The 14587-nt window shown below is 57.1% G+C and carries 11 protein-coding genes; all 11 read right to left on the bottom strand.

Annotation, left to right across the window (positions count from 1 at the left end):
• Positions 1 to 114: 114 nt before the first annotated feature.
• Positions 115 to 705, bottom strand: a complete 591-nt coding sequence (locus EI185_RS03915; protein ID WP_124703828.1) for a nucleotidyltransferase family protein — start codon at positions 703 to 705, stop codon at positions 115 to 117.
• Complete coding sequence (locus EI185_RS03910; protein WP_124703827.1) at positions 702 to 1709, bottom strand: XdhC family protein; 1008 nt, start codon at positions 1707 to 1709, stop codon at positions 702 to 704. Before EI185_RS03910 ends, EI185_RS03915 begins: the two co-directional genes overlap by 4 nt.
• A 143-nt stretch (positions 1710 to 1852) precedes the next feature.
• The gene (locus EI185_RS03905; protein WP_124703826.1) at positions 1853 to 4063 is read right to left on the bottom strand and encodes a xanthine dehydrogenase family protein molybdopterin-binding subunit; all 2211 of its coding nucleotides are present in this window, start codon (positions 4061 to 4063) and stop codon (positions 1853 to 1855) included.
• A gap of 157 nt (positions 4064 to 4220) precedes the next feature.
• Positions 4221 to 4676, bottom strand: a complete 456-nt coding sequence (locus EI185_RS03900; RefSeq protein WP_124703825.1) for a (2Fe-2S)-binding protein — start codon at positions 4674 to 4676, stop codon at positions 4221 to 4223.
• Between the two features lie 136 nt (positions 4677 to 4812).
• Positions 4813 to 6414 (bottom strand): malate synthase A, encoded by a 1602-nt coding sequence (aceB, locus tag EI185_RS03895; RefSeq protein WP_124703824.1) that lies wholly within the window; start codon positions 6412 to 6414, stop codon positions 4813 to 4815.
• 214 nt (positions 6415 to 6628) lie between these two features.
• Entirely contained in the window at positions 6629 to 7015 is a 387-nt protein-coding gene (locus EI185_RS03890; protein ID WP_124703823.1) for a glutaredoxin family protein, read from the bottom strand.
• Positions 7016 to 7167: 152 nt separating this feature from the next.
• A complete protein-coding gene (locus tag EI185_RS03885) occupies positions 7168 to 10266 on the bottom strand; it encodes an efflux RND transporter permease subunit (protein ID WP_223247654.1) in 3099 nt (1032 codons plus the stop codon).
• The gene (locus EI185_RS03880; RefSeq protein ID WP_124703822.1) at positions 10263 to 11405 is read right to left on the bottom strand and encodes an efflux RND transporter periplasmic adaptor subunit; all 1143 of its coding nucleotides are present in this window, start codon (positions 11403 to 11405) and stop codon (positions 10263 to 10265) included. Before EI185_RS03880 ends, EI185_RS03885 begins: the two co-directional genes overlap by 4 nt.
• Positions 11406 to 11465: 60 nt before the next feature.
• A complete protein-coding gene (locus EI185_RS03875) occupies positions 11466 to 12998 on the bottom strand; it encodes an efflux transporter outer membrane subunit (protein WP_189836269.1) in 1533 nt (510 codons plus the stop codon).
• A 10-nt stretch (positions 12999 to 13008) separates the two neighbouring features.
• Entirely contained in the window at positions 13009 to 13482 is a 474-nt protein-coding gene (locus tag EI185_RS03870) for a MarR family transcriptional regulator (protein ID WP_189836268.1), read from the bottom strand.
• 442 nt (positions 13483 to 13924) lie between these two features.
• Positions 13925 to 14272, bottom strand: coding sequence for a hypothetical protein (locus EI185_RS03865; RefSeq protein WP_124703820.1), 348 nt, complete (start codon positions 14270 to 14272; stop codon positions 13925 to 13927).
• Positions 14273 to 14587 lie beyond the last annotated feature (315 nt).

The raw sequence follows: 14587 nt of genomic DNA, 5'->3' as shown, positions 1-14587 counted from the left end.
CCGGGAGACTCACCCCAGATATTCGTAAGCCGCCAGCGGCAAGAAAAGCATCGTCCCCCAGAATGCTGCCATACAACGCAATTCAATTCGAATCCCGCCCCGATACCGCAGACCTTATTCCTGGCTTACAAGCAGGTTCCGATAACGTGCCATATCGTCCGTAGTGTCGATGTCCGCCAGGATGCCGGGGTCTTCGCATGCCAGCAGTGTGGCTCGTGCCTCGTGAGCGCGGACAATTGCGCGTGCGCCCTGGTCGCCGCTGAGATGGGCGAGCGCTTCAAAGAATTCGCTCGCGAAGCCGACCGGATGGCCGCGCTGACCATGGTAAACCGGGGCTGCCAGTGGGGCGCCCTGTTCGAGCTGGGAGCGGATTTCCATCAGGGTGGCCGGCTGGATAAATGGCATGTCGGCAAGCGCGACAATCCAGCCATGGGCGTGGCTGCTGGCGCGCACGCCGCAGGCGAGACTGGCGCCCATGCCTTGCGTGGCGGCTGGACAGGCCACTACGGTAAGGCCTTCCGCGGCGAACATATCGGCGAGCGCAAGATTATCCGGGTGCACGACGGCGAGCGTCATGGATGTAGCTGCCTTGAGCTTGCGTGCGGCGGCGATGGCAATCGGCGTGCCGTCCGGCAGCAGATGCAGCAGCTTGTTGGAGCCGAAGCGGCTGGAGCTGCCTGCCGCCAGCAGGATGCCGGCGATCATGCGAGTTTGAGTGCAACTTGCCGCAGTTGGGCTTCCGGCTGCCGGGATGGGGCGGCCTGGAGAGTGATTCCGTGGCGCAGGGCGGTCATTTCCGCCAGGATGGCGACGGCGATTTCCGGTGGGGTGCGGCTGCCGATGGGCAGGCCGACGGGGCCGTGCAAGCGGCTGATTTCCGCTTCGCTCAGGTCGAACAGGCGCAGGCGTTCGCGCCGCTTTGCATTGTTGGCGCGGGAGCCCAGCGCACCGACATAGATGGCAGGCGATTTAAGTGCTTCGAGCAACGCCATGTCGTCCAGCTTGGGGTCGTGGGTCAGCGCCACGACGGCGCTGTTTGCATCCATTTGCAATTGTTTGACGGCGTCGTCCGGCATGCAGGCCAGCAGTTGCACGCCGGGCACCTGCCATCCTTGCCGATACTCTTCGCGCGGGTCGCAGACGATGATTTCGTAATTCAGGGCCTGTGCCATCTGTGCCAGAAAGTGCGAAATCTGCCCGGCGCCGATGACCAACAGACGCTGGCTTGGGCCGTGGATGGTGACGAGCTGTTTTCCATCGAATTGCAGCGTGTCGTTGCGTTGTGCGGGGAGCAGCGTCGCATCGCCGGTTTGCAGATCGACGCGGCGCGCGAACAGTTCGCGCCGTTCGATGGCGGCGAGCATGGCGCGCAGCACGCGGATGTCCGGTCTGGGTTCCAGCAGCAATTGCAATTGCCCGCCGCAGGGCAGCCCGAAGCGCGCGGCCTCCTCCTTCCTCACGCCGTAGGCGATGAGGCCGGGTGTGTCTGTTGCCAGCCGGTTGTCGCGCAACTGCGCGATTAAATCATCCTCCACACAGCCGCCGGACACCGATCCAGCCAGCTGTCCATCCGCACGCATTGCCAGCCAGGAGCCGGGCGGACGCGGCGCAGAGCCCCAGGTCTTTACTACCGTGGCGAGTGCGACGCGATGACCCTGTTCCAGCCAGTCGATGGCGGCGCGTAGTACGTGCAGGTCGACGCTATCCACCAGGAAACCTCTGCAAAGCTACTGCGCACCACAATCGCGGTGTCGCATGCTCGTTCACTCCTCGCCTATCTTTTTGATATGTCTCGTCGTTCACTGCGCGGCTCCTTGCGCTTGTGGTTGCTCGTAACACTTTTCAGAGGTTCCTAGATGATCTTCAGCTCGCTGGTATCGAACGGTAGCTTGCGCAGGCGTTTGCCGGTGGCGGCAAACAGGGCATTGGCTACCGCAGGGGCGATGGGCGGTACGCCGGGTTCGCCCACACCTGTCGGGTTGGCGACGGAGGGGACGATGTGCACTTCCACCTGCGGCATTTCGTGGATGCGCAGCAGCGGGTAGTCATTGAAATTGGATTGCTCGACGCGGCCTTCTTTCAGGGTAATCGCGCCGTACAGCGCCGCCGACAGGCCGAAACCGATGCCGCCTTCCATTTGCGCGCGGATGATGCTGGGGTTGATCGCCATGCCGCAATCCACCGCGCAAACCACGCGGTCTACGCTAAAGCTGCCGTCTGGCTGAACCGTGACTTCGGCGACTTCGGCAATGTAAGTATTGAAGGATTCGTGCAATGCAATGCCCCGCCCGCGCCGGACGCCATCACGGTGCGGCAGCGCTTTGTCCCAGCCGGATTTTTGCGCCGCCAGTTCGAGCACGCCGCGATGGTGCGGGTGATCTTTAAGCAGATCGCGCCGGAAGTGATAAGGATCCTTGCCTGCAGCATGCGCCACCTCGTCGATGAACACCTCGGTGGAAAATGCCGTATGGGTGGAGCCGACGGAACGCCACCACTGGACTGGAACCGGCAGCCTGGGCGAATGCAGGTCGACCAGCATGTTGGGAATGGCATAGGGAAGGTTGGCCGCGCCTTCGACTGAAGTAGCGTCGACGCCATCCTTCAACATGGCGCCTTCAAAAGGCGTGCCGGTGACGATGGACTGGCCCACCAGCCGATGCTGCCACCCGACGAGATTGCCGTCCGCATCCAGCCCGGCGCGCAGGGTGTGGTAGAACAGAGGCCGGTACCAGCCGGCGCGCATGTCGTCTTCGCGCGTCCAGACCATTTTCACCGGCGCTTTGCCGCCGATGGCCTTGGCGATATGCACGGCCTCCAGCACGTAATCGGAGTCAGGATTGGCGCGGCGGCCGAAGCTGCCGCCGGCATACAGCGTGTTGATTTTTACCTGTTCCGGCTTGAGTCCGGTCGCCTTGGCAATGGCATTCTGGTCGGCGGTCTGGGACTGGTCGCCGTTCCACACTTCACAACTGTCGCGGTCGAGTTTTACCACGCAGTCCAGCGGCTCCATGGCGGCATGGGCGAGATAAGGAAATTCGAATGATGCTTCCAGACGCTTTGCGGCCCGGCCTATGCTTTTTTCCGCATCGCCGGTCCGGTGGGCTACCGCGCCGGGGGTGCGGGCGAGTATCCGGTATTGGGAAAATATTTCATCGGTGCCCAGTTTGAATGCCTGCGACTCGTCCCACGCTACGCTGAGCAGGTCGCGGCCTTTTTTGGCAGACCAGAAATCCCTGGCCAGAACGGCTACGCCGGTGGGGATGGCAACCACGTCCACCACGCCCTTCACGGATTTTGCACGCGCGCCGTCAAACGATTTGAGTCTGGCGCCGAAGCGCGGCGCGTGCGCGACTACGGCGGTGAGCATGCCGGGCAGGCGCACATCCTGGGTAAACTGCGCAGTACCGTTGATCTTGGCCTTGCTGTCTTTGCGCGAAACATTTTTGCCGATGTAAACGAAGTCTTTCGGGTTCTTGAGTTTTACTTGCGCGGGCACTTCCTGCGTGGCTGCCTTGACTGCGAGCTCGCCGAAGCTGGCCTTGCGGTTGGATGCTGCGTGGCTGACGACGCCTTTTTTCACCTGGATGCTGTCGGCGGGAACCTGCCACTCGGCAGCAGCGGCGGCAACCAGCATGGCGCGCGCGGACGCGCCGGCCTTGCGCATCTGTTCGAAGGAATTGGCGATGGCGGTACTGCCGCCGGTGCCTTGCATCGGCCCCCAGAACAGGTTGTTGTAGAGTTTGGCGTCGGCCGGGGCGCCTTCCACCTTGATCTGCGACCAGTCGGCGTCAAGCTCTTCGGCCACCAGGGTAGGTAGCCCGGTGTAAGTGCCCTGCCCCATTTCCAGATGCTTAACGATCACCGTCACCAGATTGTCCTCGCCGATGCGTACGAATACATTGGGTTCGAATGTCTCCGACATTGCTGCTGCGCTGCCCGCTTTGCCAGGCTTGGCTGCGGACGATGCGGCGCGTCCCAACGGCAAATAGATGGCGAGGGTGAGGCCGATGCCTGCTTGCAGAAAGTGCCGGCGGCTTTCGTTGACGATCCTGATTTCACTCATGGTCACCTCTATAAATTCATTTTGCGGGCGAATCGCGGCGTCACGTGCTCGTTCGCTCCTCGTCTATCAATCCGATATGCCTCGTCGCTCACTGCGCGGCTCCTTGCGCTTCATCCCGCAAAAGTGAATTCTGGAGGCGTCCATATGTCCCGGCTCCTTAACCTAACTGCTTCGCCGCTTCCTTGATGGCCGCGCGGATGCGTTGGTAAGTCGCGCAACGGCACAGGTTGCCAGCCATCGCGCTGTCGATGTCGCTGTCGCTGGGTTTGTGGTTGCCGCTGAGCAGTGCCACTGCGGACATGATCTGGCCCGACTGGCAGTAGCCGCATTGAACCACTTCCAGCTTATCCCACGCTGCCTGTACGGCGTGGCCGACCCTGGAGTCGAGGCCTTCGATGGTGATGATCTTCTGGCCTGCCGCTGCCGATACCGGCGTCATGCAGGAGCGTACCGGTGCGCCGTTGAGATGTACCGTACAGGCGCCGCATAGCGCGATGCCGCAGCCGTACTTGGTGCCGGTCAGGCCGATGGTGTCGCGCAACACCCACAGCAGGGGTGTGTCGGAGACAACGTCTACAGTGTGCTGTTTGCCATTGATGGTGAGTGCAATCATGGGAAATCGCCTCCGTTTAACAGTAGGTAAGGCAAGTGATGGAAATAGGCGGCCATCCTGCCCGATGCCAGAAAAAATAAATTATAGTCAATTGCGGCGTTATGCCAGGAAAGCCGGAAATTCGATGCCGGCAGCCTCAATCCAGATATTCGTAAGCCGCCAGCGTCATGAAATCCGCAAACGTGTCGTTCACCACCAGCGATTCAACCACCTCCGCAGCCAGCGGGTATTTTCCGGCAAGAAAAGCGGCCTCCCCAAGTTCGTTGCGGATGTGCTGCAATTCCTCGGGAATCATGCTCAGCACCAGCTCCAGCGTGACTTTCCTGCCGTCGTCCAGCACCCCCAGCGGGCTGCGAATCCAGTGCCATACCTGGGAGCGCGAAATCTCCGCGGTTGCCGCATCTTCCATCAGATGGTGAATGGGTACGGCACCCTGACCGGCCAACCAGGCGCCCATGTATTCGATGCTGACCTGGATATTGTTGCGCAAGCCCTGCTCGGTGATGGGCGCCTGGGGCTGGAAATCCAGCAGGTCTTCGCGGGTAACATGCACATCTTCGCGCTTGCGCTGAATCTGGTTCGGCCCGAGCTTCTCTATATCAAAAGCATCGCGCGCCACCTGTACCAGCGCAGGGTGCGCCACCCATGTGCCGTCATGGCCATCCGCGGCCTCGCGGTGCTTGTCAACGCCGACCTTGGCCAGGGCGGCGGCATTGCCTTCGGGGTCGTTCCTGACCGGAATCTGTGCCGCCATGCCGCCGATTGCATGGGCATTGCGGCAATGGCAGGTTTTGATCAGCAGCTGGGAATAGGCGCGCATGAAGGGGGTCGTCATGGTCAGCGCCTCGCGCTCGGCAAGCATGAATGAAGGATGCTGATGCAATTTCTTGATGCAACTGAAAATGTAATCCCAGCGCCCGCAATTCAGCCCGGCTGAATGCGATTTCAATTCGTGCAGAATTTCGTCCATCTCGAACGCAGCGGGAATGGTTTCGATCAGCACCGTGGCCTTGATGCTGCCGCGGGGAATATCCAGCTGATCCTCGGCGGCATTGAATACGCTGTTCCAGAGCCGTGCTTCAAGATGGCTTTCCATCTTGGGGAGGTAAAAATACGGACCTGTTCCATAGGCAAGCTGGGTGCGGGCGTTATGGAAGAAAAACAGGCCGAAATCAAACAGGCTGGCTGAAATGGCCTGCCCGTCCACCAGCAGGTGCCGCTCCGGCATATGCCAGCCGCGCGGCCTGACGAACAGCACCGCTACCTGCGGGTTCAATGCGTAGTGTTTTCCTTCGGGTGTATCCAGCGTAATGGTGCGGCGCACGGCATCGCGCAGGTTGATCTGCCCCTGGATCAGGTTATTCCAGACCGGCGACAGGGAATCCTCGAAATCCGCCATGAACACATCGGCGCCGGAATTGAGCGCGTTGATGACCATCTTGCGTTCCACCGGGCCGGTAATTTCTACCCGGCGATCCTGCAGCTCTTCAGGCACCGGATCGATGACCCAGTCAGCGGCACGAATGGATGCGGTCTGTTCCAGGAAATCAGGCTGGGCACCCTGGCCAAATGCCACCTGGTGCTGGGCGCGCAGGGCAAGCAGGCACTGACGCTTGGGCTCGAATTCACGAGACAGCGCCGCCAGGAACGAAACAGCCTCGGAACTGAGTATGGATGCATATTCAGGTGGAATAGCACCATTGATCTCAACACCATCGGGCAGGGGCGACACGCTCATGAGATACCCCTTTCAGCAGGCGCCAGCGCAACCGGGAAAACCGCTTTCAGTATAGGAAGTATTCAGCCGATTACAGCGGCAATTGATGGCCCCGCAGGAATCCTTGTACAGACCGGATATCGCCTCGATTTATCGAGACGATGCTGTCATGCAGTGTCCGGCCGGAAAGGCTGCGGATAGTAACATCCGGGTAAACCAATCAACCGAAGAAACGTCAGGCAAAACGCCCATGCAGATACTGGATGATTGCGGAAGACTCATACATCCACTGGCTGTTCCCCTGTTCATCCGTAATTTTCAGACAAGGCACCTTGATTCGACCGCCCCCCTGCAAGAGCGCTTCGCGGTGTAGAGGCAGTTTTTGCGCATCCAGCAGTGCAACATCCAGCGATAAGCGGCTGAGTTCGCGCCGGACTTTGATGCAGAAGGGACAGGTCCTGAATTGATAAAGCGCCAGATTTTGGCATTGCTGGTCGACCAGTTGTTGCGCACCCGCTGGCCGGACCATGCCCTTCGGCGTGGTGGTTTTTTCCCACAGCAGCATGAAAGGCGTCATCACGATCCGCAGCGTCTTGAAAAACATTCTAAAGAACCATTTCATCAGGAATTCCCGGGTAATTAATTGATTGGAAGAAGGAACCGTGTCACGGCGGTGTCAGGTTACCGTGAATTGGGTATGCTTTGTGCTGAGCCTGATGGCCACGCGCAAGCGGATAAGCCACCCGCTTGCGCGCTTGAGTTCAACCATCCAGCCTAATGTGCCTCGCGTTGTGCCAGCGCGCGAGCTTCATGGCTATGGTCCGCCGCAAGCAGCATGTAGATGCCGGGGACAACAAACAGGGTGAACAAAGTGCCTATCGACAAACCGCTGGCAATTACCAAGCCCATATTGAAGCGGCTGACCGCGCCAGCACCGCTGGCAACGATGAGCGGCACGACACCCAGCACCATTGCAGCGGTGGTCATCAGGATCGGGCGCAGACGCAAGCTGGCCGCTTTCTCGATGGCTTCACGCTTGCTGGCACCCATACGCTGCAAGTTATTGGCAAATTCCACGATCAGGATGCCATGCTTGGAAATCAGGCCTATCAACGTCACCAATCCGACCTCGGTGTAGATATTGAGTGTGGCGTGGCCTATTCCGAGATTGATAAAAATCAACGCACCCGCAATCGACATCGGCACCGACACCAGAATGATGATCGGATCGCGGAAGCTTTCAAACTGTGCCGCCAGCGCCAGAAAAATGATCACGATCGCGAAGAAGAAGGTGAGCACCAGACCGCCCGATTCCTGCACGAACTGGCGTGAAGGCCCGGAGTAGTCGAAGCTGTAACCTGCCGGCAGGGTTTGCTGCGCCAGGGTCTTGAGACGCTGCAGCGCCTGGCCTTGTGAAATGGTCGGGAACGCCACGCCTTGTATGGTCGCCATGTTTTGCTGCTGGAAATGGTTAATGGTTTCCGGCTGGGTAGAGGTTTCCAGATGCGCTACGGTAGACAACGGCACCATTTGCCCGCTGGCAGTCCGCAAGTAGTACTGTTTAAGCTGGTCCGCATTCAGCCGGTAACGCTGCGTCACTTGCGGAATGACTTTGTAGGCGCGGCCGCTGAGCTCGAAATAATTCACATAGCCGCCGCCCAGCATGGCTGATAACGCCGAACCGATTTCCTGCATGTTCAGGCCGAGTTGCGCCGCCATATTGCGATCGATGACCACGGTCGTTTGCGGCAAATCGATGCGCAGGTCCGACTGGAGAAAGATGAATTCACCGGTTTTCTGCGCAGCCTGCAGGAACTGTTGCGATACATCGAAGAGCTGGGAGAAAGGCTCGGTTGTCGTAATCACGAACTGGATCGGCAAACCCCGCGCGCCCGGCAAGGGAGGCGGCTGGAAAATGGCATTCTGGGTCCCTGCGATTTGCGCCAGATCCTTTTGCACCAGGGGTTGAATCTGGGTCGAGGTTCTCGTGCGCTCGTCCCAGGGCTTGAGCACCATGCCGCTGATCACCTGCGTCGGAGAATTCAGCTGGAAGATATGGTCGGTTTCCGGGAATTTCGCGAATGCCTCGCGAACCTGGCTGCCATAAAGTTCGCGCTGTTTGAGCGTGGCATCCGGCGCATTAAATGACGCGGCAATCAATATGCCCTGATCTTCCTGAGGCGCCAGTTCGGACATTGAAGTGGAATACAGAAAATAAATGCCGCCCAGCACGATCACGGCAAACACCGCGATCACCGAAACATAATTGAGCACGCCATGCAGTCTTTTCTGGTAACGCACATGCAAGCGCTCGAACTGCTTGTCGAGCCATACCACCAGATGGTCCTGCCAGTTGCCGCCTTCGCGTTTGGGCGCGCGCAGCATGCGCGAACACATCATCGGGGAAAGTGTCAGCGCAATGATTGCGGACATCGTCACCGCGCCCACCAGCGTAAACGCAAACTCGGTAAACAGTGCGCCGGTCAACCCGCTCATAAAACCTATCGGCACATACACGGCGATCAGCACGATGGTCATCGCGATAATCGGATTGGCCAGCTCGCGTGCGGCTTTGATTGCCGAATCGTAGGGAGAAAGCCCTTCTTCCAGGTGCCGGCTGACGTTTTCCACCACAATAATGGCATCGTCCACCACCAGGCCGATGGCGAGCACCAGCGCCAGCAGCGTAAGCAGGTTAATTGAGTAACCCAGCGCCAGCATCACGGTGAAAGTCCCGATCAGGGATAGCGGAATGGCGATGATGGGTATCAGCACCGAACGCAGCGAACCCAGGAAAATGAACACCACCGCCATCACGATCAGGATGGCTTCCGCCAAGGTCTTAACCACTTCGCTGATGGATGAATTGACGAATTTGGTCGAGTCATAAACGATATTGCTGTTCAGTCCCTTGGGTAATTGCGCCTGGACTTCCGGCATGACTTTGCGCACCCGCGCCACCACATCCAGCAGGTTCGCGCCGGGCGCAACCTGAATACCGATGTACACCGCTTTGCGGCCGTCAAACGACACACTGGATTCATAGTCGTCGGCGCCCAGCGTGACGTTGGCCACATCTGACAGACGCACGACGGAACTACCCTGCTGCTTGATAATCATCTGCTTGAATGCTTCAACCGAATGCAGCGCTGTCGATGCATTCAGGTTGATCTGAACCATTTCCCCCTTGGACTGGCCGCTGGAAGACAGAAAATTATTCGCCGCCAGGGCGCTATACACGTCTGCTGCTGTCAAGCCGACCGCAGCGAGTTTGTGCGGATCCAGCCACGCGCGCAGGGCAAAGTTTTTCGCTCCCAGCAATTCCGCAGTCTGCACACCATCGATCGCCTGCAGCTTGGGCTGTACCGAACGCACCAGATAATCCGTCACCTGGTTGGGCTTGAGTACATCGCTGTAAAAACCGATGTACATCGCATCGATGGTCTGACCTATAGCCACCGACATCACCGGCTTTTGCGCCTGCGGCGGCATCTGGTTGAGCACCGCGTTAACCTTGGTGTTGATCTCGGTTAGCGCCTTGTCCGGATCGTAATTCAGACGCAAGTTGGCGGTGATGGTGCTGACTCCCTGAATACTGCTGGAGGTCATGTAATCAATACCATTCGCCTGAGCTACCGCATTTTCCAGCGGCGTGGTGATAAAACTCGCCACCAGATTGGCGTCGGCACCGGGATAGGCTGTGGTCACGGTCACGACCGCATTCTGCGTATAAGGAAACTGCAGCACGGGCAACGACCCCATCGAACGCAAGCCCAGCACCAATATCACCAGACTGATAACCGTTGCCAGTACCGGACGTTCGACAAAGAGATCGGTGAATTTTCGCATCGTGGCGCCGGCAGATGTACTCATTCGTCGCTCACTTTGGGATTGGGGTTATTCGCTACGCTGATACTGTTGTTGATGAACACGGGTGACCCGTTATGCAGTTTGAGCTGACCTGCGGTTACTATCGTTTCGCCGGCCTTAAGGCCTGTGAGTACCGCCACCTGATCGCCGCGCGTCTCGCCGGTCGTTACAAAGCGTTGCTCAACCGACAACCTGGCTTTGCCGTCCGCGCCCTTGCCTTCATCCTTGACGATAAATACCGTACTTCCATAAGAATTGTAAGCAATCGCCGTATTGGGCAAGGTAATGTATTGCCGCTTGCCGCCCTCATCTATCCGGGCAGTCGCAAACAAGCCCGGCAGCAATTCGCCTTTGGGGTTGGCAATCCGTGCTCGCACTTTGAGGTTGCGCGTTGCCGTATCCACCTGCGGCTCTATCGCGGAAATACTGCCGATGAAGGTTTTACCCGGCAATGCATTGGTTTGTACCGTGATTTTGTCACCCGTATGAATCAGATCGATTTGAGCCTGCGGTACGGCAAAGTCCAGATACATGGGATCCAGTTTTTGCAAATTCACGACCGCCGTTCCCGCCGCAAGAAATTGGCCGAGATCTATCTGACGTATGCCTAATTTTCCGGAGAACGGCGCACGGATGTATTTCTGGGCAATGGTGGCCTCTTGTGCCGCCACCTGCGCCTGAGCACTTTTCAGGTTGGCGGCATCCGCATCCACGGCAGCCTGGCTGATTGCCTGAACCTTGAGCTGCGCCGAATCGCGTTCATAGTTTTGCCGGGCCAGTGCGGCGGCCGCCTTGAGTTGCTCGAGCTGTGCCTTGAGCGGTCCCGCATTCAGCTCCACCAGTAGCTGGCCCGCCTTGACCGTTTTCCCCGATTCAAAATGGATTGCCGTGACCAGACCGCCAACTTCGGCGGCAAGATTGGCGCCGCTGGCAGCACGCAGATTTCCGACGGCTTCAACACTGGGCTGCCATGCCGAAGCTTGCGCGACGATCGTGGATACGGCTTGCGGCGGTATGCCCTGCCCTTTGATTGCCTTCTGTATCATCTTGTTGCGAAACTGCTGAAAGCCGTAAATAGCGCCGAACACTAACGCGGCAAGCAGCAGCACGATGATCATGCGCTTGGTCGTTCCCTTGGTCATAAAAGTACTCCGTGCATCAGTTGTGATTCGGAAGGGATGGTTGTTTCCAACTTGCAGCGCTTAATCTGCTGCGGCACTGACAGATTTGGGCGCAGTTGCACCCTGATTTACTCCCGTCGTCCAGCCGCCTCCCATGGACTGATAAAGCGCTGCAGTATCAGTCAAACGCTGGGTTTGCGCGGCAATCAGGTTAATGCGCGTTTGCTGCGCCTGCTGCTGCGCCGTGAGCAGCTGCAAATAACTTGCGCCGCCCAATTGATATTGCTGTTGCATGAGGCCCAGCGCTGCCTGCGCCGAAGCATCCGCAGCGGCTTGCGCCTGCAAGGTTTGCGCGTCGTTGTCCAATGCGCGCAGCACATCGGCAACATTGCGCAAGGCTTGCAGCACGGTCTGCCGGTAATTGGCGGCTGCGGCATCGAATCCGGCCTCGGCGGATTTAACGCCAGCCTTGAGACCCGCATTGAATAATGGTTGCACTATTTGCCCCGCCAAACCCCAGATCATGCTGCCGGCACCGAATAAACTCGATGCGAGCAAGGCTTGCGAACCCAGATTGGCTGACAGGTTGATTTGCGGATAACTGTTCGATATCACCACACCGTATTGCGCGCTGGCTGCATGCAATAACGCCTCCGAGGCCTGTATATCCGGACGCTGGCGTACCAGCTCGGACGGAATGACTACGGGCAAATCGGACGGCAGCGTGAAATCGGCCAGGGTGAATTGCGGCACTTCCCCTGCACCGGGCGCCTGACCTGCCAACACAGCAAGCAGATGATTGGTTTGGTCCAGCTTGTTGCGTATGGGAGGAATACTGGCACGCGTTTGCTCGACCTGCGTTTGCAAAGTGAGCACCTCGCTACGCGCAATCGCACCTAGTTGAAGGCGCTGTTGGGCGATGCCGAACTGCTTCTGCTGAGCCGCCAGAATCGCCTCGCTGGCGCTGATTTGCGCACTATACTGGGCCTGCATCATGGCAGCCGTAACCACATTCGCAGCCAGCGTCAGTCGCGCGCCTTCAAGCTGATATTGCTGATAATCCGTCTGCGCGGCATAGCCTTCCAGTGCACGGCGGTTACCGCCGAACAGGTCCAGCTTGTAGCTGACTTTCACCCCGGCGTTATACAGCTCGAATACCCGATCGCCTCCCTTCAAACCCATCCCGGAGTTATTGGTGCCGGTCCGTTGCGCGCCCAGATTCGCATCCACTTGCGGATACTGGCTGGAGCCGGCCTGCGCAGCATAGGTTTGTTGCGCCTGGCGCAGCGTTGCCTGGGCTGCCTCCAATGAAGGGCTGCTGCGTAGCGCCTGTTCAATGAATGTATCCAGTTTTGGGGAGGCGAAATTTTTCCACCAGCTTGCCGACACAGCTTGCCCGACCACAAAACGCTGCGCTCCACCCATCTCCGTATCGGGTGCCGTTGCAGTTTGCGCTGGCAGACTTTGTGCGGTGTAGCCATTTACGGCAGGGGGAGCAGGCTGTTTGAAATCAGGACCGACACTGGCGCAGCCAAACAGCGATAAGCTACCGGCCACCAGCAGCAAAGCACCGGAACGGGGGACCAATCCAATAAAAACAGAAGAACGCGTCATATTCGGGCTTTCATTTCTGATGACTGGATTTAACGCTATCCGGTTTGGCTGCCCTGTCGGCAGCAGCATCCGGAATGCCATTTACATTGGCTATGGAATCAACCAATTTATACTGGAAAGCTTGCATCTGTTTTTTTTCCGCCAAACTGAAATCTTTCCAGATGGCCTGGTAAACCGCCCACTGCTTGGGCATGATCGATTCAACCAGGTCGGTCCCTGCAGCAGTCAAGCTTAAAACGACTTTGCGCCTGTCGGTTTCGTGGCCTTTCCTGCTTACCCAGCCTTTTTTTACCATTTCATCGGCAAACCGCGTGATATTGGTTCGTGACGACACGACAATATGACTCAAATCGCTGGGATAAATATAACGACCCGGACTTGAATACAGCATGATTAATGCAGTCCAGATCGTGTCGTTGATTCCGTAAGGCTGCAGGCTCTGATTCATCAACTCCTGCAATTTCTTGAAGATCATAAATTGCATGCGTGACAGCATTACTTCCTGGCGAGGCTGACCGGATATTTGACTGTCTATGGCATCCAGGCGCTGTTCAAAAACGTTAAGGCATTCCTTAACCATATGAGAAGTACAAAGTTTAATAACGGAGATAATAGTAACTTATGTTATTACTTTTGGTCAACAAATTCAGGAACCCTAAAGAATTCCATGAATACAACTCATTGCGGCAGAATAAAGGGTGCCGTTCAAAAACCTTTATAACCTAGCGATTACAGAACCTGTACGCCAACAAGCAGGTAGATTCGTGTTTTGCGAACGCACTGAATGTGCGCACATTTGACCTGATGATAATCAATGATGCAGTTATTGATAGTTGTTACTCTACAAAAGGTATTTCATGGCACCTTTTGTAGAGTGAATTACTTGCAACAAAAACAATTTTAGGACAAAACAGGAACCATTACTGTTAACGTCGCCCCGGTCCCATTCCACCTCCCGGTCCCATTCCACCGCGTGCGGGAGGGCTATCAGGAAGGGTTACTCCACGCTGTTTGGCACGTTCTTGCATACGTTTGTGATGTTCGCTACGAATCTGCTCGCGCTCTTGCTCGGTTTTGGCATTACGCATCCGGTTACGATATTCCGCGCGCTCTTGGCGTGTCATCAACTGACTGCCATACACTTGTTCCTGATTACGTGCTTGCCCCTGCTGCATTGGTTCCTGGGCTTGCGCCTGTTTCGTAACCAACATCGCACTATTGCTCAATAGCATGCCACTGAACAATATCGTTCCAATTACCAAATCTTTATTCATTTCAGCCTCCTAACTTAAATGTTATGAATAAAACTCTGGCACAGTAATTTCGACCCTTGCCGGACCAGTCGACTAAATATAGTAGACAAACAGATATCGTGTAAGTTGAAAATCCTTAGCAGAGCCTCCCCCTTTGCATTAATTTTGAAAAACACAGTGGCGCAATCAAAAGGACATTAGGGGGCCCTTCTACTGCAAGCATCGTTCAACTTTATTGAGACTATTGATCCGGCCTGATTTATCCGTGATTCATGCTGCATATTTTACGCGTGCATCCTGGAAGAACTTTATCACCCGCTCGGGTGATTTCTCCAA

Source organism: Sulfuriferula multivorans (assembly GCF_003851125.1).
Taxonomy (GTDB): domain Bacteria; phylum Pseudomonadota; class Gammaproteobacteria; order Burkholderiales; family Sulfuriferulaceae; genus Sulfuriferula; species Sulfuriferula multivorans.
The sequence above is the reverse complement of the archived record's forward strand: the minus strand, read 5'-3'. Positions and strand labels throughout refer to the sequence as shown.

Bases quoted from the DNA above. Each gene is read 5' to 3' on its own strand.
- EI185_RS03915 (WP_124703828.1), bottom strand. From the start codon at position 705: ATGATCGCCGGCATCCTGCTGGCGGCAGGCAGCTCCAGCCGCTTCGGC.
- EI185_RS03905 (WP_124703826.1), bottom strand. From the start codon at position 4,063: ATGAGTGAAATCAGGATCGTCAACGAAAGCCGCCGGCACTTTCTGCAA.
- EI185_RS03900 (WP_124703825.1), bottom strand. From the start codon at position 4,676: ATGATTGCACTCACCATCAATGGCAAACAGCACACTGTAGACGTTGTC.
- aceB (WP_124703824.1), bottom strand. From the start codon at position 6,414: ATGAGCGTGTCGCCCCTGCCCGATGGTGTTGAGATCAATGGTGCTATT.
- EI185_RS03890 (WP_124703823.1), bottom strand. From the start codon at position 7,015: ATGAAATGGTTCTTTAGAATGTTTTTCAAGACGCTGCGGATCGTGATG.
- EI185_RS03885 (WP_223247654.1), bottom strand. From the start codon at position 10,266: ATGAGTACATCTGCCGGCGCCACGATGCGAAAATTCACCGATCTCTTT.
- EI185_RS03880 (WP_124703822.1), bottom strand. From the start codon at position 11,405: ATGACCAAGGGAACGACCAAGCGCATGATCATCGTGCTGCTGCTTGCC.
- EI185_RS03875 (WP_189836269.1), bottom strand. From the start codon at position 12,998: ATGACGCGTTCTTCTGTTTTTATTGGATTGGTCCCCCGTTCCGGTGCT.
- EI185_RS03870 (WP_189836268.1), bottom strand. From the start codon at position 13,482: ATGCAATTTATGATCTTCAAGAAATTGCAGGAGTTGATGAATCAGAGC.
- EI185_RS03865 (WP_124703820.1), bottom strand. From the start codon at position 14,272: ATGAATAAAGATTTGGTAATTGGAACGATATTGTTCAGTGGCATGCTA.